The organism is Metapseudomonas resinovorans, assembly GCF_002003485.1.
Classification (GTDB): Bacteria; Pseudomonadota; Gammaproteobacteria; order Pseudomonadales; family Pseudomonadaceae; genus Metapseudomonas; species Metapseudomonas resinovorans_D.
In genome coordinates, this window is the sequence record NZ_BDMA01000075.1 from 92,460 (window position 1) to 110,654 (window position 18,195).

The 18,195-nt window shown below is 64.7% G+C and carries 15 protein-coding genes; 11 read left to right on the plus strand and 4 right to left on the minus strand.

Translation table 11 applies throughout. From position 1 onward, the window contains the following. Positions 1 to 2 precede the first annotated feature (2 nt). From MnOB_RS21305 to MnOB_RS21335, 7 genes are all read left to right on the plus strand, one after another. Positions 3 to 1,064: an AraC family transcriptional regulator gene (locus MnOB_RS21305; protein WP_077526217.1), complete on the plus strand. Its 1,062-nt coding sequence runs from the start codon at positions 3 to 5 to the stop codon at positions 1,062 to 1,064. A gap of 412 nt (positions 1,065 to 1,476) precedes the next feature. Beyond that, entirely contained in the window at positions 1,477 to 2,532 is a 1,056-nt protein-coding gene (locus tag MnOB_RS21310) for a beta-keto acid cleavage family enzyme (RefSeq protein ID WP_077526218.1), read from the plus strand. Positions 2,533 to 2,614: 82 nt separating this feature from the next. Next, complete coding sequence (locus MnOB_RS21315) at positions 2,615 to 3,436, plus strand: SDR family NAD(P)-dependent oxidoreductase (RefSeq protein WP_077526219.1); 822 nt, start codon at positions 2,615 to 2,617, stop codon at positions 3,434 to 3,436. 30 nt (positions 3,437 to 3,466) lie between these two features. Beyond that, positions 3,467 to 4,207: a carboxymuconolactone decarboxylase family protein gene (locus MnOB_RS21320; protein ID WP_077526220.1), complete on the plus strand. Its 741-nt coding sequence runs from the start codon at positions 3,467 to 3,469 to the stop codon at positions 4,205 to 4,207. Between the two features lie 101 nt (positions 4,208 to 4,308). Beyond that, positions 4,309 to 5,640 (plus strand): MFS transporter, encoded by a 1,332-nt coding sequence (locus MnOB_RS21325; RefSeq protein WP_077526221.1) that lies wholly within the window; start codon positions 4,309 to 4,311, stop codon positions 5,638 to 5,640. Positions 5,641 to 5,734: 94 nt separating this feature from the next. Beyond that, positions 5,735 to 7,573: a DUF1302 domain-containing protein gene (locus MnOB_RS21330; RefSeq protein ID WP_077526222.1), complete on the plus strand. Its 1,839-nt coding sequence runs from the start codon at positions 5,735 to 5,737 to the stop codon at positions 7,571 to 7,573. Next, positions 7,573 to 8,925, plus strand: a complete 1,353-nt coding sequence (locus MnOB_RS21335; protein WP_077526223.1) for a DUF1329 domain-containing protein — start codon at positions 7,573 to 7,575, stop codon at positions 8,923 to 8,925. The genes MnOB_RS21330 and MnOB_RS21335 overlap by 1 nt, the downstream gene beginning before the upstream one ends. Positions 8,926 to 9,477: 552 nt before the next feature. Here the strand turns inward: MnOB_RS21335 and MnOB_RS21340 are convergent. Next, positions 9,478 to 10,350 (minus strand): LysR family transcriptional regulator, encoded by an 873-nt coding sequence (locus MnOB_RS21340; RefSeq protein ID WP_077526224.1) that lies wholly within the window; start codon positions 10,348 to 10,350, stop codon positions 9,478 to 9,480. A 92-nt stretch (positions 10,351 to 10,442) separates the two neighbouring features. On the opposite strand from MnOB_RS21340, the gene MnOB_RS21345 reads away from it, so the two are divergent. Together MnOB_RS21345 and MnOB_RS21350 are read left to right on the plus strand one after the other, a co-directional pair. Continuing rightward, positions 10,443 to 11,468, plus strand: a complete 1,026-nt coding sequence (locus tag MnOB_RS21345; protein ID WP_234358307.1) for a YeiH family protein — start codon at positions 10,443 to 10,445, stop codon at positions 11,466 to 11,468. A gap of 68 nt (positions 11,469 to 11,536) precedes the next feature. After that, a complete protein-coding gene (locus tag MnOB_RS21350; protein ID WP_077526226.1) occupies positions 11,537 to 12,400 on the plus strand; it encodes an MBL fold metallo-hydrolase in 864 nt (287 codons plus the stop codon). A gap of 31 nt (positions 12,401 to 12,431) precedes the next feature. Here MnOB_RS21350 and MnOB_RS21355 read toward each other — a convergent pair whose 3' ends face one another. Then, a complete protein-coding gene (locus MnOB_RS21355) occupies positions 12,432 to 13,361 on the minus strand; it encodes a LysR substrate-binding domain-containing protein (protein WP_077526227.1) in 930 nt (309 codons plus the stop codon). A 210-nt stretch (positions 13,362 to 13,571) separates the two neighbouring features. Here MnOB_RS21355 and MnOB_RS21360 point away from each other — a divergent pair, with 210 nt between their 5' ends. Both MnOB_RS21360 and MnOB_RS21365 read left to right on the plus strand, forming a co-directional pair. Further along, positions 13,572 to 14,339 (plus strand): SDR family NAD(P)-dependent oxidoreductase, encoded by a 768-nt coding sequence (locus MnOB_RS21360; protein WP_077526228.1) that lies wholly within the window; start codon positions 13,572 to 13,574, stop codon positions 14,337 to 14,339. A 9-nt stretch (positions 14,340 to 14,348) separates the two neighbouring features. Continuing rightward, on the plus strand, positions 14,349 to 15,104 hold the full coding sequence (locus MnOB_RS21365; RefSeq protein ID WP_234358308.1) for an SDR family NAD(P)-dependent oxidoreductase: 756 nt from the start codon (positions 14,349 to 14,351) through the stop codon (positions 15,102 to 15,104). Positions 15,105 to 15,183: 79 nt separating this feature from the next. On the opposite strand, the gene pqqF is transcribed toward MnOB_RS21365, so the two are convergent. Then, on the minus strand, positions 15,184 to 17,616 hold the full coding sequence (gene pqqF / locus MnOB_RS21370) for a pyrroloquinoline quinone biosynthesis protein PqqF (protein WP_158713843.1): 2,433 nt from the start codon (positions 17,614 to 17,616) through the stop codon (positions 15,184 to 15,186). Positions 17,617 to 17,620: 4 nt separating this feature from the next. Beyond that, positions 17,621 to 18,195, minus strand: a 575-nt coding sequence (locus MnOB_RS21375) for an SPASM domain-containing protein (RefSeq protein WP_158713844.1), incomplete at its 5' end; no start/stop codon positions are given.

Here is an 18,195-nt window from a genome sequence, read left to right on the forward strand (position 1 = left end):
CCATGAAACGAGCGACGTCCAGAGTGGAGGAAAAGTCCTTCCCGCTGGGCGCGCTCATTTCCCTTTCGGCCGTACTGGAAGAGCGGGGCGTCGATCCCTGGCCCTTGCTGGCCAGCTTCGGCGTCCACCGCGCCTCATTCAGCCAGCCCCTGACGCCGCTGCCCATCGTCGACCACGGCCGCATCCTGGAGGCGGCCGCGGAGCTGTCCGGCTGCGACCACCTCGGCCTGCTGCTCGGTCAGCGCGCCAACCTGGAGAACGCCGGTCCGCTGCGCTTCCTGGTACTTAACGCACCGACGGTACGCGACGCCACGGAAAGCCTGATCCGCTTCTGCGGCCTCTGGTATCGCGGCTTGCATGTGCGTCTGACGGAAGAGCAGGGCTACGCGGGGATTCGCCTGTCGCTCGATGCCCGGATGCCGGGTTGCGACCAGCTGCTCACCGCCTACCTGGCCGCCACCGTCAGCATCCTCGAAATGATCCTTGGCCATGCCTGGCGGCCCGCGCTGGTGCGTATCGCCTACCGCAAGCCGAAGTCGGCGGCCCTGTACGAACGGCACTTCCGTTGCCCGGTATGGTTCGGCCAGTCGCAGCACGAGGTGCTGTTCCCTCAGGTGCTGCTGGACAAACCCAGGTCCGGGCATGACAGCCAGCTGGACAGCTTCCTCCGCCAGCATCTGAACGAACTCCAGGCCCAGGAGCAGATGGAACTGGCAGCACAGGTGCGCCAGGTCATCCAGGGTCTGTTGCAGCGGGGCGACTGCTCGGCCGAGCGGGTTGCCGAATTCTTCGCCGTGCACCGCTTCACCCTCTATCGCTACCTGAGCGAAGAGCACACCAGCTTCGAGATTCTCCTGGAGGAAACACGCCGGGAGTTGGCCATCAAGTACCTGGGCGATGCCACGCTGCCGGTGGCCGAAGTCGCCAGCCGCCTGGGCTACGAAACCCAGGGCAACTTCACCCGCGCGTTCAAGCGCTGGTACGGCCAATCCCCCCGCGACTGGCGCAAGTCCGAGACGCCGCCAGCGTCCATCGGCGCGAGGCTGGCCAGCGGCCGGCGCTGAGCGCACGCGATCTCCCCTGTAGGAGCGAGCTTGCTCGCGAACCACCGAGCCCGACCCTTCGCGAGCAAGCTCGCTCCTACACGAAAGCCTCCGTGCACTCCCGAAGCCTGGCTCTGCTCCCGTCGGTTGGCGTAGAGCGAAGCGAAACCCAACGTTGCGCAGTCACCCCTGTAGGAGCGAGCTTGCTCGCGAACCACCGAGCCCGACCTTTCGCGAGCAAGCTCGCTCCTACATAAAAGCGTCCGCCCATCATCCCCAAGCCGGCCCGCAATCACTTCCTCTCCTGTGACGAAATGATAAAAAACTGCGCCAGGATGATAAAAATCCTGGTCGGCACATCGGTAGTTTCTCCATCAGCTCAGAGGCGCATTGCGCCCACGTTCAATAACGACAAGACGGACGGAGAAACACCATGCATTTCCTCGACGACAGCCTGTTCCCGGAAAACCAGGAAAAACTGGTGATCCAGGTCGCCCCCTACGGCCCGCAGTGGCTGCCGAGCGACTCTGACGATATTCCGGTGAGCATGGATGACCAGATCCAGAAAGCCATCGACTGCTACAACGCCGGCGCCACCGTGCTCCACGTGCACGTTCGCGAAGAAGACGGCAAGGGCTCCAAGCGCCTGAGCAAGTTCAACGAAATGCTCGGGCTGCTGCGCCAGGCGGTGCCGGACATGGTGCTGCAAGTGGGTGGTTCCATCTCCTTCGCGCCTGAAAGCGAAGGCCAGGCTGCCCAATGGCTGGACTACGACACCCGCCACATGCTGGCCGACCTCGATCCCAAGCCGGATCAGGTCACCATCGCGATCAACACCAGCCAGATGAACATCTGCGAAATGCTGACGCCCGATGATGTGGTCGGCACCATCCTGGAGCGCCCCGAGTACTTCAAGGCCTACCAGGAGATGGTGTCCGATTCGCGCCCGTCCTTCTTCATCGAGCACCTCAAACGCCTGCAGGCCGCCGGCATCCAGCCGCACTTCATGCTCGGCCACGTCCATCAGCTGGAAACCGTCGAGCGCCTGATCCGCAAGGGCCTGTACACCGGTCCGCTGATCCTCAACTACGTCGCTATCGGCGGCGGCGCGGCGGGCCTCGACCCGTCCGACATGATCGAGTTCGTCAAACGCACCCCGCCGGGTTCCATTCTCACCATGGAAAGCGCCATGCGCGCCGTGCTGCCGATGAACGCCATGGCCATCGCCCTGGGCCTGCATGTCCGCGTGGGTATCGAAGACACCCTCTGGGGCCGCAAGGGCGAGCGCATGACCTCCGTGCAGCAGATCGAGCAGACCGTGCGCGTCGCTCGTGAGCTGGGTCGCGACATCGCCAACGGCCAGGAAGCCCGCCGCATCTACCAGATCGGCGAGACCTACGGCAGCGCCGACGAGACCATCGCTCGCCTGGGCATGGCGCCTAATCGCAAGCCGGGACAACGCGGTTTCACCGTACCGGGCATGGGCTGAGCGGCCAGGCCGTCCCCATGAAAGGAGCCGGTGCCCGCAAGGCTGCCGGCTTCCACGAGCGAACTTGCCGAGAGGTGCATCCATGAGTCTGCAAGGAAAAGTCGTGCTGGTGACCGGCGTCGGTCCCGGCCTGGGCAAGGCCTGCGCCGAAGCCTTCGCCAAGGTCGGCGCGCGGTTGGTGATCTGCGATGTCAGCGAGCAGTCGCTGTCCGAAGCCCAGGCGGCCGTGGAAGCCCACGGCGCCGAATGCCTGGCGCTGCGCTGCGACGTGTCGTCCAGCGCCGAGGTGCGTGCCATGTTCGAGCGCATCGTCGACCGTTTCGGCACCCTGCACGTGCTGGTCAACAATGCCGCGCTGACCCCCAACCGGGAAATCGACACCCAGCGTCGCAGTGCGCTGTACCGCTACATCTCCACACCCGAGCCCCGTCGCTCGCTGGGTTTCACCCGCGAGATCAGCGACGAGGAATGGCACCGTTACTGGGGCGTGAATGTCCACGGGGTGTTCTATTGCACCCGCGAGGCGCTGAAGCTCATGGAGCCGCAGCGTGACGGCAAGATCGTCAACATCGCCTCCATTGCCGGCCTTTCCACCAAGAGCGCCCACAGCCCGCATTACTGCGCGACCAAGGGCGCGGTGATCGCCTTCACCCGTTCGGTCGCCTATGAAGTGGCGGGCGCGAACATCTTCGTCAATGCCATGGCACCCGGTGGCGTGGCGACGCCGGCGTTCAATGCCTACCTCGACCAGATCGGTGAGGAAGGCCGCAACCGCCTCTGGCAGGGCTGCCCGCTGGGCCGCTTCGGCACGGTCGAGGAATACGCCGGAACGGTGCTCTACCTCGCGGGCGATCATTACCTGGTTGGCCAGGTGATCAGCCCCAACGGTGGCTCGGTGGTCTGAGCCGCCATCCCTGCAGGAAATGACAAGAACATGAACGAAACCCCGAATTACAACGCCCTGCGCGCCGCCGGCCTGTTCGATGCGTCGCTCGATCGCCTGGCGGAGTGGGCGCCGGACTGGACCGAGAATGTCATGGCGCTGGTGCAGGACAGCCAGACCAATGATGTGCTCGATCCCAAGCTGGTTGCGCTGATTCGCCTGAACATCGATGTCACCGCGACCCACCTGTACGCCCCCGGCGTGCGCCGCCATGTGCGCGATGCCCTGCGCCTGGGTGCGACCCGCGCGGAAATCCTCGAGGTGTTCAAGCTGGCCAGCGTGGTCGGCATCCATGCCTGCGCCCTTGGCGTGCCGATCCTTGCCGAGGAACTGGCCCATGCCGGGCTGCCCGATGAAGCAGTGGAACCGGGTGTCACGCCGGTCTGCGACGCGGTGCGCGCCAACGGCATGTTCAACCCGCTCTGGGAAACCATCTACCGCTGGGATGCCCAGTACCTGGAGAAATTCCTCGGCATGGGCTTCGGCCTGTGGAAGGACGGCATCCTGCCGCCGCTGTGGATCGAGTTTCTCTGCATCGCCGGTGATGCGGCGATCACGCATCTGTACGGACACGGCACCCGTCGCCATATCCAGGCAGCGCTGCAACTGGGCGCCAGCCGCGAGCACGTGCTTGAGGTGCTGAAGCTCGTCAGCCTGCAAGGCATCGAGGCCTGCGAGTTGGGTGTGCCGATGCTGGACGAAGAAATCCGCGCACTGGCGGAAAAAGGTTGAGGGACGGCAGTGGGCGCCCGTCGTCCACTGCCGCGCCGAGGCCACCACATGAACAAGAATAAGAAGATCCCACGCAGCCAACCGCTGCAGGAGGTATGGCCATGAGTTCCGTGGCTGAGCAAGGTCTGATGACTGCTGCACAGACTGCCCATGAGGTGAAGCTGACCTATCGCAAGGTGGTCTGGCGGCTGTTGCCGTTCCTGTTCCTGGCGTACGTGATCAACGCCATCGACCGTATCAACATTTCCTTCGCCAAGCTGCGCATGGCCGAGGACCTGGTCCTCAGCGATGCCGCCTACGGGCTGGGCGCCGCGGCATTCTTCGTCGGCTACATCCTCTTCGAAGTGCCGAGCAACCTGTATATGCAGCGTGTCGGAGCGCGCGCGACCCTCACCCGGATCATGGTTCTCTGGGGCCTGGTGACGATCAGTACCAGCCTGGTGGAGACCGCCACCGGCCTCTATGTGGTGCGCTTCCTGCTGGGTGTCGCTGAAGCCGGCTTCTTCCCCGGGGTGATCCTGTACCTGACCTACTGGTTCCCGGCTTCGCGTCGGGGTCGCATCACCTCGATCTTCCTCATGGCGGGCATCGTCGCGGGCATCGTCAGCGGCCCGTTGGCCGGCTGGATCATGACCCACTTCCACGGTTGGGCGGGCTTGAAGGACTGGCAGGCACTGTTCGTCCTCGAAGGCATTCCGGCCGTGCTGCTCGGCCTGTTCGCCTGGTTCTGGCTGGACGACAAGCCGCAGCAGGTGAAGTGGCTCAGTGAGCGCGAAAAGCAGATCGTCCACGACGCCCTGGCGGCCGAGCACAGGGAGGCCGGGGCAGGGCACGGCTCCTTCCTGCACCTGCTGCGTGACCCGCGCGTATTCATGTGCGGCCTGGTGTTCTTCTGCATCTATTCGGGCACCAACACGGTGGCTTACTGGATGCCCACCCTGATCCAGGGCTTCGGTCTCGCGGACATCCGCCAGATCGGTCTGATCAGCAGCCTGCCCTATGCCGTGGCGCTGGTGGCGATGTATCTGCTGGGCCGCAGTTCCGACCGCCACCTCGAGCGCCGTTGGCACCTGGCCCTGACCATGCTCACCGGCGCCGGCAGCTTCGTCCTGCTCGGGCTGTTCCAGGGCAATCTGATGCTGTCGGTGCTGTTCATGAGCGTGGGCGCCGCCGCTTGCCTGTCTGCCGTGCCGCTGTTCTGGACCATCCCGCCGACCTACCTGTCCGGCGCAAGCGCCGCTGGTGGCATCGCCCTGATCAGCAGCCTGGGTGGTATCGCGGCGATGGTCAGTCCGGTGCTGGTGGGCGGTATCAAGACCCAGACCGGCAGCCTTTATCTGGCCTTCGACGTGATCGCCGGCCTGCTGGTGATAGGCGCCTCCGTCCTGCTGCTGGCAATTCCCGCACGAGTGCTGCGCGACCACCGAGCCTGACCTTCCCGAACCCTCCGTTCGCCCACCCACATTGGGGCCGCCAAGGCCCCGATGCGGGAGCGATTCACCACTAAAACAACAAAAGGTGATCTGCATGACACACGCTGAACCCCATCTGCGCCCGGCAAGGCATCGCCGGTTCGCGCCCAGCCTCCTGGCTGCCGGTGTTGCCCTGGCGGCCCTGGGCAGCCCCTCGACCAAGGCCGTGACGTTCGACATCAATGACGACTGGAAGCTGTCCACCAACACGACCCTGACCCTGGGTTCGAGCTGGGCGCTGCGCAACGCCGATCCGGATCTGGTCTACGCGCCGGATGCCCGCAGCATCGGCAAGCCCGGCAGCGGCATCGACACCAACGGCGATGACGGCCGGCTGAACTTCGACAAGCACGATGCCATCTCCCAGGTGTTCAAGGGACTCACCGAGTTCGACCTGAACGACGGCGGGCAGGGCGCGTTCCTGCGCTTCAAGTACTGGTACGACCACGCCCTGGAAACCGGCAATGGCGATTTCAAGAAATTCGACGACTCCGGCTGGGACGACCTGTCGAAGTTCAAGGGCTTCGAACTGCTCGATGCCTACGTCTGGAAGGACTTCGAGATTGGCAACGGCATGCCGCTCAACGTCAAGCTCGGCAAACAGGTGCTGACCTGGGGCGAGGCGCTGTTCTTCCAGAACGGCATCAACGCGATCAACCCCCTCGACGTTTCCGCCTTCAACCGCCCCGGCGTAGAGCTGAAGGAAGGCCAGCTGCCGGTGGAAATGCTCAGCTTCAACTTCGGCCTGAGCGACACCCTCAGCCTGGAAGGTTTCTACCAGTACAACTTCCGGCCTTCGGTGCTCGATGGCTGCGGCACCTTCTTCCAGTCGGCGGACTTCGCCCCGGAAGGCTGCAGCCCGATCGTCGCGGCGGTGACCGGCAACCGCACCACCGCCAATGCGCTGGCTTCCGGCACCTTCGTTCCACGCAGCCAGACCGAGTGGCCGAACGACGACGGTCAATACGGCATCGCTTTGCGCAAGGTGTTGGAAGACCTCAACGACGCCGAGCTGGGCCTGTACTACGCGAACTATCACAGCCGTTTCGCGTCGTTCAATGGAACCGCAGTGAAGGCTGCAGGGCCGGCCAACTTCAAGACCGCCAGCTACAACTCGGTGTACCCGGAAGACATCCGCCTCTATGGCATCAGCCTCAGCGGCGTGGTGGGTGGCACAGCGGTATTCGGTGAGCTGAGCTATCGGCCCAACCAGCCGCTGGGTTTCAACGGCAACGACACCATCCAGTTCCTGCTGCGCAGCCCCAACACGCCGTTCACCGATCCGGGGGTGACGCCGGCACTCGGTGCGCCGATCGAAGGCTACGAGCGCAAGCCGGTGTCCCAGTTCAGCCTGGGCGCCACCGACACGATCTCCAACGTGCTGGGCGCCACGCGCTTCGCCTGGGCCGCTGAAGCTGCGGTCAACCACATCGCCGACCTTGGCGACGAACGCTTCGGCCGCAGCGGTGCCTATGGCCGCAGCGAGCTGACCACCACCGCATACAACCCGGCCGTGACGGCCAGCTACTGCATCACCCCCGGCACCGCGAACCTGAGCCTGCAGCAGGTCCAGGCGCTGAACGCGAAGAACTGCAACGGCAATCGCGGCTTCTTCAACGACTGGTCCTGGGGCTATCGCCTGCGTGGCGCTCTCAGCTACGAGGGCATCCTCCCCGCGACCGTGATCACCCCGAGCATCAACTTCCGCCATGACGTGGACGGCTATGGCCCGAACTTCCAGGAAGGACAGAAAGCAGTGGGCCTCTCGCTGCTGTTCGAGTACCGCAACGATTACTCGCTGGAGCTTGCCTACAACGATTTCTTCGGCTCGAACAAATTCACCACCCTCGACGATCGCGACTTCGCGTCGGTCAACTTAAAGGTGAGCTTCTGATGAACCGTACGTTGAAAAAACTGCCCCTCGCCCTGACCCTGTTTGCCCTGTGCATGCAGTCTTCCGCCTTTGCCAAGAGCACCGATACCGGTGAATTCGACAGCCAGCTCAACCCCATGGGCGGTACGCTGGCGGCCAACGCCGATGGCAGCATCCCGGCCTGGGACGGTGGCCTCAAGCCCGGCGGCCTGAGCGCCGACGCCAACGGCAACTACCCGGACCCGTTCACGGCGGAGAAGCCGCTGTACGTGATCAGCGCCGCCAACGCCGCGCAGTACCAGGCGTTGCTGACCCCGGCGCAGTTGGCCATGCTCAAGCGCTTCCCCGGCTATGTGATGAACGTCTACCCGACCCACCGCACCGCGCGCCTGCCGGAGAAGGTGAACGCATCGACCCGCGCCAACCTCAGCCAGGTGAAGCTGGCGGACAAGGGCTACGGCGTGATCGGCTATGGCCAGGGCGTTCCCTTCCCGGAACCCACCGAAGCGCTGGAAGTCATGTGGAACCACATGGCGCGCTACGTCGGCAGCTCCCTGGATCGGGAGATGGCCTCCGCCACCGTGCAGGAGAACGGTACTTCCACCGTGGTCAACTACCAGCAGGCGGTGCATTGGCGGTCGGCCCTCGGCGACCTCGCGCCGGAGGAAAACGTCCTCTACTTCAGCATCATCCGTGCCCTCAGCCCGTCCCGTGTCGCGGGTGAAATCACCATGGTCCACGAGCCGCTGAACCAGGTGAAGGAGCCGCGCGGTGCCTGGCAGTACATCCCCGGTCAGCGCCGTGTGCGTCGTGCGCCGACCGTGGCCTACGACAGCAGCGCCCGTTATAGCTACGGCCAGCTCACCAGTGATGGCGTGGGCGGTTTCAATGGCGCGCCTGATCGCTACGAGTGGAAGCTGCTGGGCAAGCAGGAGCGGCTGATTCCGTACAACAGCTACAAGCTGGCGAGCAAGTCGCTCAAGTACGCCGACATCCTCAAGCCGAACCACATCGCCCCGAACCTGGTGCGCTATGAGAAGCACCGCGTCTGGGTGGTCGAGGCGACCCTGAAGGGCGATGCGCGGCATGTGTACGGCAAGCGCCGCTTCTACATCGACGAAGACATCTGGCAGATCGCCTCGTCGGAGATGTACGACAATCGCGGCGAGCTGTGGCGCATGTACGAGAACTACCCGATGCAGCTGGCCGATATCGAAGTGCCGTTCCCGGCAATGGACGCCACCTACGACCTGATTTCCGGGCGCTACACCACCAACTTCATGACCAACGAGTACCAGAAGAAGATGGTCTTCAACGAGCCTGGCATGAAGGCGGACTACAGCCCGTCGGCCTTGCGCCGCTGGGGCAAGTAGCACCCGCAGCTCCTTTGGATTTCATCGACGCCCGTTCCCTCGACGGCTTGATCCCCACCGCTGCTTCGGCAGCGGTTTTTTTTGTCCTGGAGCAGCAGGACTGCGTCCTGCCCAGCGATTGAAATCGCCCCCACAGGACTGCGCCAATGGTACGCCTTGCGTCACCCCTCTCCTCTTCAGGGAGAGGGGCCGGGGGAGAGGGCGTTGCCGGCTAGCTCGGTGCTGGCCTATTTCGCGAATGAATTCGCTCCCACAGGACTGAGCCGCGACGAGTCGGATTCGTAGGATGGGTTGAACGGAGCGATACCCATCAATCTCGAAGGGGCCACTGCGTGGCCTTGGCGAATGAATTCGCCCCTACAGGACTGTGCCAATGGTACGCCTTGCGTCACCCCTCTCCCTCCGGGAGAGGGGCCGGGGGTGAGGGTGTCGCCGGCTAGCTTGGCGCTGGGTCATTTCGCGATTGAATTCGCCCCTACAGGACTGAGCCGAAGGTACGCCTGGCGTCACCCCTCGCCCTCCGGGAGAGGGGCCGGGGGAGAGGGTCTTGCCCTACAGAAAATCCAGGAAACGCCTGAGGCCACGAGTCGGCTGCTTGTCCTGGTGGATGGCGCGATAGAACACGCGTTTCAGCGGGCCACTGGGGGAGGGCAGGGTGCACAGCTGTCCCAACGCGAGCTCGCCACGCACCATGAGTCGGGAAACACAGGCGATGCCTGCACCGGCAATCACGCAGCGCTTGATCGCCTCGCCGTCGGATACCTCCAGCAGCTGGCGCGGGCTGCCCAGCCAGGGGCCGATCAGGTGTTCCAGCATGCTCCGGGTGCCCGAACCCGGCTCGCGCATGATCCAGCGCGCGCTCGCCAGTTCTTCGGCTGTTGGCGCCTTCAACCTGGACAACGGATGGCTCGGCGCCGCGATCAGCACCAGTTCGTCGTCCAGCCAGGGTCGTACGTCGATGTCCGGGTGCTGCACCGGTCCTTCCACGAATGCCACGTCCACCGTGAAGTTGCACAGCGATTCGACGATGCGTTCGGTGTTCTCCACCTTCAGTTCGAGGCGGCTGTCCGGCTCGGCCTCGAGAAAGGCCGCCAGTTTCTCCGGCAGCAGGTAGCCGCCAATGGTGGTGCTGGCGCCAATGCGCAGATGGCAGGCGAGCTGCTGCTGGAAGAGCGATTCCACCTCCTGGGCGCCTTCGAGGGTCGCTTGCGCACGGGGGTACAGGCGACGCCCGTGCTCATTCAGCACCAGGCGCTTGCCGTGGCGATCGAACAGCCGCGTGCCCAGCTGATGCTCCAGGTCCTGCAGGGACATGCTCGCCGCCGACTGGGTGAGGCTGAGTTCCTTGCTGGCGCGGGTGACGCTGCCGAGATCGGCGATGGCGATGAACGTGGCGAGTTGGCGGAGGGTGATGCGGCATTGCATATCAGCATTCCTGATATGACCAATAAGAATAGGTCGCTTCGTTTAGGTTATATGCCGCGGCAAGCTTGCGCTACCACAAGCGAGGTATCGCCATGCTAGTCCTGAGTCGCACTGAACGTTCGCCTTTCGTCCTCCTCGCCGGGGTCGGCGTCAGCTTCCTGCTGGCCGGCCTGGCGCTCTGGCTTTCCACGACGTCGGCCCTGCAGGGAATGGGCCTTGGCGCGCTGACCCTGGCCATGCTGCTGGGACTGCTGGCCGGCAACCTGTCTTCCGGGCGCAGCCACGACGTACTCGGCTCCGGCCTGCAATTCTGCAAGCAGCCGGTCCTGCGTTTCGGCGTCGCGCTCTACGGCTTGCGCCTGACGGTCCAGCAGGTCCAGGCGTTGGGCGTGCAGGCCTTCGTCATCGATGCCGTACTGATCCTCTCCACCATCACCCTGGCGATCTGGCTGGGCACGCGGGTGCTGCGTCTGGAGCGCGAGACCGCGATCCTGATCGGTGCCGGTCATGCCATCTGTGGGGCCGCCGCTGTTCTTGCCAGCGCTGGGATGGTGAAGGGGCGCAATGACCAGGTGGCCATAGCCATCGCCTGCGTGGTGCTCTTCGGCACCCTCGGCATGCTGCTTTATCCCTGGGTGTTCACCCTCGCTCCGACGCTGTTGGGCGACAGCCATGGCTTCGGCGTATTCACCGGGGCGACCCTGCATGAAGTGGCCCAGGTGGTCGCCGCCGGCCAGGCCATGGACCCGCAGGCAGCCGAGGCGGCCATCGTTGCCAAACTGATTCGCGTCTTGCTGCTGGCACCGTTCCTGTTGGGCCTGGGGGTCTGGCTGTCCCGCAGCAGCGCGCCGGGCCACGCGGTGGCTCCGGTCAAGGTGCCGCTGTTCGTCATCGGTTTCGTGGTCTGCATGCTGCTCAACTCCTGGCTGCCCTTGCCGCAGGACCTGCACCGGATGGCGGTCGGCGCGGATGACCTGCTACTCGCCGCCGCCATGGGCGCGCTCGGTTTCAGTACCCGCCTCAGCGACCTGCGCAAGGCGGGTCTCAAACCGCTGTTGCTGGCCTTCGCCCTGACCGCGCAACTGATGATCGTCGGCGGAGTGCTGAGCCTGATCTGACCTCGCGGCACCGAGACAAGGGAATCCATGCGAAGGACGCGCGCACTTGAAGTAATGAGGTAGAAATCGTGACACGTCGTCTTTCCGTTCTGGCCGGCCGTATGCGCAAGCTGGATGGCGGCAGCATGTTCGGCAGCCTGCCGCGCCAGCATTGGGCGGAGTGGACAGAGCCCGACCCGGACAACCAGATCGCCCTTGCCTCGCGTGTCCTGCTGGTGCAAGAGCCCGGGCGGAATGTGTTGATCATGGCCGGCAGCGAGCCCTTGCTCGCGCCGGTTCCCAGGACCTGCCGCTGCCAGCCGCAGCCGCTGGGCCTGCTCGACAGCCTGGCGCAGCGCGGGCTGGACGAGGACGACATCGATAGGGTGATCCTGTGCCATGTACAGGCGTTGCTGCCCTCTGACGTTCGCAGAGCCTTTCAGGCCGGGGACCCACCGCGGTTGCTGTTCCCCAGGGCGGCTTACGTCACCGGCGCGCGCCAATGGTCCCGTGCGCTGCGCCCTCATCCCCGCGACCGCATCTGGTTCGTGCCGCAAATCCTCGATCAGCTCGAATCGAGCGGTCGCCTGGAACTGGTCGAGGATTACGCCTGCGACGTGATGGGGGAGGGCTGGAAGTTCCATGTCAGCGATGGCTACACGCCGGGGCAGCTCATCCCGGAACTGGAAATGCCCGGCGGGCCGGTGGTGTTCGCGGGCGACCTCATTCCCGGTTTGCATTGGCTGGATCTGGACATGGCCAGCGCCTTCGACCGCAATCCCGAATGCCTGGTCGAAGAGAAGGAAAGCCTGCTGGACCACATGGTGGCCGCGGGCGGCCGTCTGATGTTGGCGCGCGACCCGGCTGTCGCCCTGGCGAAGGTCACCCGTGACCGCCAGTCACGTTACTGCGCGTTCGATCACCATCGTTGTCTGGACCGGTGCGAGACCTGAGCGTCGGCGGCTACCACGGAGACTGGTCCGGTCAGCCCCGCAGTTCCTGCGTCTGCTGCAGCAACCAGTCGCGGAGTATCTGCATTTCCATCGAGCCAGCCAGGTCGCGGCGGCAGACGAAGTAGTGCCTGCGGTCGTTGGCAAGCAAGGTTTCGCAGGTCGGTCGTACCAGCTTGCCGGCGTCGAGTTGTGGCTGAACGAGATGGCGCCAGGCGAGGCCGACACCCACTTCTTCCTGTACGGCGTCCAGCAGCATCGAGAAGTGGCTGAAGTCCATGGTCTCCTTGCCCATCGACGCGTCGGCGCCGAACTGCTTGAGCCAGAATGCCCAATCCACCGGTGCCCAGAGCCTGGCTTTCCAGTGGCTTGCACTGAGGTTCAGCAGCGTGACGCTCATCAGCCCCTCCAGGGTGGTGATCTGTGGGTTCTGTGCGAGGAATCCCGGCGTGCAGACCGGGAATATCTCCTCGGAGAAGAGGTACTCGGCCACGTACTGGGGATGCTCTTCGAGACCCAGGGTCACCGCGGCGCCGAAGTGCTCCTGGTAGTCCGGGTTGGCGTCGGAGCTGATCAGGTGCAGCTGAAGTTGCGGATGCTCGGCGCGCAGTTGCTTCAGCCGTGGCATCAGCCACAGCTGGGCGAAGGCGGTGGTGGTGATCAGGGCCAGGTAGTCCAGACTGTTCCGGCGGAGCAGTTCGCGAGAGGTGGTCGCGATGTGCTGCAAGGCAGAGGAGGCTGCCAGGAACAGCGAGTGCCCTTCGCTGGTGAGCTGGACCTTGCGGTTTCCACGCAAGAACAGCTTCAAGCCATAGAAGTCTTCCAGCGTCTGTATCTGGCGGCTGACCGCCGCTTGCGTCACGCAGAGCTCCTCCGCGGCCAGCTTGAAACTGCCATGGCGGGCTGCCGCTTCGAAGGTTCGCAATGCGTTCAGGGGCGGAAGGTGCTGTCTGAGATTTTTCATGGTCACAGATGCCGGGCCAGATGCTTGAAGCAGTTAACCAAAGCGCAATCGAGAATGACAGATGCCCGCGATACAGCTGCCAGCCTCTAATCATTAGTCCTCGTTCCCACTTAACAAAAAGCTAAGTGAAACCCGCGCAAAACTCGTTTGTCAGCGGTTTGCCGTCTATCGATGATCGACCCCGGATCAACCAGTAGATGGGAGCAAGCCATGCGATTCGAAAACAAAGTTGTCGTGATAACCGGGGGTGCCGGCGGCGTCGGTCAGGCCCTGGTGAAACTGTTCGCAGCAGAGGGCGCACGCGTGATGATCTCGGACCTCAATGCCGGGGGTTGCCAGGCGATGGTCGAGCAGGCCCGCCAGCTCGGTGCCGAGGCTGACTGCCTGGCAGGTAATCTCCGGGAGAAGGAGTATTGCGAAGCGGTCATTGCGCGGACGGTGGAGCGTTTCGGTGGCGTCGACATCCTGCTCAACAACGCCGGCATCATTCCACGCGGCACCGTCGAAGAAACCACCGACGACATGTGGTTCACCGCGATGGACGTCAACCTCAACGCGGTGTTTTTCCTCTGCCGCGCCGCGATCCCCCATATGAAAAAGCGCGGCGGCGGCGCCATCGTCAACACGTCTTCGGTCTGGGGCACCTATCCGGGGCCTGGCCACGTCGCCTATTGCACCAGCAAGGGCGCGGTGGCGGCGCTGTCGAAGAACCTGGGCCGCGACTGCGCGCCTCTGGGCATCCGCGTCAATGCCGTGTGCCCGCATGAAATAAACACGCCGATGATCCGCAGCGGCTTCGAGCGCCGCGGCCTGGACCCGGACAAGGCAATCGAGGAACTGAACAAGACCGTGCCGCTGGGGCGCATCGCCGAGCCGGAGGACATCGCCGATGTGATTGCCTTCCTGGCGTCCGACCAGGCTCGCTACATCGCCGGCGAGACGGTGGAAGTCACCGGCGCCAAACCGGTTTCAGGCTGAGGAACGCCCATGATGCTGAATAACAAGGTGGCCGTCGTGACCGGCGGCGGACGTGGAATCGGTCGCGGGATTACCGACAAACTGCTGCAAGCCGGTGCCCGGGTGCTGGTCGCGCAGCGCCAACCGCTGGAGGACAGCCTGGCTGCCAACCCGCAGGTGGCCTGGGTTGAGGTCGACCTGGCCGAGCGCACCGCGCCCTCGATCATTGCGCGGGCCGTCGAGGATCGATTCGGTGGCGCCGATATCCTGGTCAACAACGCCGGATTCATGTTCGAGCGCTCGCTCGACGAGATGGACGAAGACGACTGGGACCGGATGATGGCCGTCAACCTCCGCGCTCCGGTCTTCCTGGCCAAGGCACTGTTGCCACAGTTGCGCGTGCGGGGCGGCAGCATCGTCAACATCGGCTCCATCGAAGGCATCGGCGCCAATCCCTGGCACACGGCCTACTGCGGTTCCAAGGCCGGCGTCCACGGCTTCACCCGCGCCATGGCCGTCGACCTGGGACGCGACGGCATTCGCTGCAATGCCATAGCCCCCGGATGGATCAACTCGGACCTCAGCCACGCCTACATCGACGCACAGCCCGACCCCGCACAAGCCCGTGCCGGCCTGCTCAAGCTGCATCCAGTTGGACGCACCGGAGAGCCGGAGGACATTGGCAATGTCGTTGTCTTCCTGGCCAGCGAGGCGGCGGCCTTCATCACCGGCCAGGTGATCGTTGTCGACGGGGGACGAACCGCGAAGCTGCCGTTGCCGTTCTGAGTGGGGGTGCGCAGGGTCTGCAGGATGGTTGGTCCAGCGCGAGTCACCCTTCTCCCTTCGGGAGTGGGGTGAAGGCAGATCAGCCCTGCGCGACTCCCCCCAGTTTGCAGCTCGCCATGCAGACCCATTCATTCCTCGATTGCCGCAGGTCATCCAGGCCAAGCAACAGGTCATCCGCGCCCAACAGTGACATGGCATCGCGCAGATGCTGCAGGCCGGGCACCTGGCCGCCTTTGCAGGTTTGCCATTGCTGTTCGGCGGCTTGGCGAGGGTCGTCGAATTGAGTGCTGAGCTGGGCAATGCCGTGTCGGAGCGTCAGCGGTTTCAGTGTTGCCAGCGGCTCTGAAAATGCGGCGAGGAAGTGCTCGATCAGGTGAAGCAATTCCTCCGGTGGGATGGAGGGCGACTGGAGCCCGAAGAGGATGCCGGGCCGTCCACGTATTCGCCGATAGCCTGACAGGACGCCGTAGCCCAGTTGCAGCTCGGTGCGCATGCGCTGGAAGAAGGCGGGCTCGATGAGTTGCGCGAGCGCGCGCCAGGTCGCCTCGGTGAGCGTGTCCTGGCCGGGTTGGGCGCAGAACAGCAGGAGGGCGTGTTGCGGGTCGGCGGTCACGAAGGGCGTCCAGGACGATCCGGCAGGATTGGGGCCAATCGAGGGAAGCGGACCGATGGATCGGCCAGGCAGCGTGCGGGTCTGGGCGATTACCTGGGCCTGTGTGCGGGCATCCAGCCCAAACGCGAGCCCATCCCAGGCAGCCGACTGCCAGAAGTCATGCCATGCAGACTCCAGTTCCTCGACGGTGAAAGTGGAATCCGCTTCTGTGCCCTGATCCAGGCTGTGGAACATTTGCTGGATGAGAATGCCTCTGGGTTTCCCTGGCTCCGGCCATACGGACGTCAGCGGCGGCATGACCTGGAACCGTTCAAGTACCGCTTGCAGTGCTGATGGAATCACGCGAGCGATTCCACTGAAGGCGATCTCCCAATCCGTGTGCTGCTGGAGCAGGCGGATTTTCAGTCCGGCTTGCCGCGCTTCGCCAATGACAGGGGCGAGCCTGGTGCGCAGCATCGCCAGCAATCGGTGTTGCGCAGGAATGGCCGAAGCAGCGCGCCACCGCAGGAAGAGGGCGCCCTGACCGCCGGGGCCGGGTGGTTCAGGTGCAATCCGCAGACTGGCAGGTGCGTGCTCGGTCAGGTCGGGGGACGTGCGGGGCCATTGCTCCTCGAGCAGGAAGCGGTTGGCGGGGGGTACCTGCCAGTGCTGGGGCGCAGACGCGCTGGGGGAGCTCGCCAGGTCACCGCGCAGATGCACCAGCTGCGCCGGCTTCAGTTGCGCCAGCACGGCGGGAAGGGCGGCCAGTATCTTTCGGCCGGAACCAGGCAACTGCCGCTCACTGCACAGCCAGTGCCGCGCCACTGCCAATGGCCCCATGGATTCCAACTGACGCAGTTGCACCCGAACGTACTCGCCCAGCAATGCGTCCTTGTCCTGCAGGCCGGCAAAGAATTCCAGCCAGCTGAACAGCAGGGCCACGGCATCCGGCTGGTCGGCGGATGGCGGTCGGGCCAGTTGCAGGTCGAGTTGCAGGATGGCCTGGCGGTCCCCGACCTTGGACGGCTTGAGGTCGAGCCGCTCTGCAATCCCGGCGTCGCGGAGATGGCCGAACCAGCTGCCAGGTCCCTCATGAGCCAGCCAGAAGGCGATGAAGTCGAGGGCCATTTCGGCGTCCCGCGGCAGGCGGTCGAGGACAAAGGCCAGGCTCACGTCTGAGTCGGAAGGAGCGGGCGCAAGGCCCTGCCGCAGGGGAAAGAGGGCGGGTGTCGCCGGACGTGTCAGCAGCGGGGCGCTGCCAAGCTGGGACGCGTGGCGCTGCGCAAGCCAATGCAGTTCATGGAGCGGTTGCGGTCCCGCCAGCACCAGGGTCTTCTGGCCGGCTCGATAGAAATGGCGATGGTGTTCGTGCAGGGCCGCCTGGAAGGCCGGCTGGCGGATCGGCAGGCTGTAGCGATTGCCGGCATGGAAGCGCGCAGAAGGATGATTCCGAGGCAGGCTGGCCGCCAGTGGCAGGGCGCTGCGCCCATCGGCGCGTGACCAGGCGAGGAATTCGGCATGCAGCACCTCGCGCTCCCGCTCCTGGCTGGGCAGGGTCAGCGCTGGCGCGGCGATCATGTCGCAGAGCCGCGCCAGGCCCCCATCGAAGGCGCTGCGCGGCAGCTCGAAGAAGAAGTCGGTATGGCGCTCACGGGTGGTCGCATTGACCTCGCCGCCCTGGGCCAGGACGAAGGGAATCAGGCCCTGTCCCGAGGGGAAGTGGGCGCTGCCGAGAAAAACCAGGTGTTCGAGGAAGTGCGCCAGGCCGGGATACGCCTGCGGAGCATCATGGCTTCCAGCATGTATCCGCAGGGCGGCAGCGGCCCTGCCAAGGCCGGGCTGGTGGAGCAGAACCAGCTCCAGGCCATTGTCCAGGCGGGTACGCAATGGGCTGGGTCCGGGGACGTGTCGGCTGTTCATGGTTTCAGCGGCTCGTGGCGATGAGCCGGCCATTCTTCTCGTTGCGATAGGTCAGTTGTTCCAGCGGCTTGGCGGCATGCTCCGCTTCCTCTCGGGCCGCCAGTATCTGGCCGTGGTGGCGCGACTTGGCGCAGACCGGGTCGGCATTGCTGGCGTCGCCGGTGAGCAGGAAAGCCTGGCAGCGACAGCCGCCGAAGTCCTTCTCCTTCTCGTCGCAGGAGCGGCACGGCTCGGGCATCCAGTCATAGCCGCGGAAGCGGTTGAAGCCGAAGGACTCGTACCAGATGTGCCGCAGCGAGTGCTCGCGCACGTTGGGGAACTGCACCGGCAACTGGCGGGCGCTGTGGCAGGGCAAGGCGGTGCCGTCCGGGGTGATGTCGAGGAACAGGCTGCCCCAGCCGTTCATACAGGCTTTGGGGCGTTCCTCGTAGTAGTCCGGGGTGACGAAGATCAGCTTGCAGGGGTGTTTCTCGGCGGCGAGCTTGGTCCGGTACTCGTTGGTGATGCGTTCGGCGCGCTGCAATTGCTCGCGCGTCGGCAGCAGGCCGGCGCGGTTCAGCTCGGCCCAGCCGTAGAACT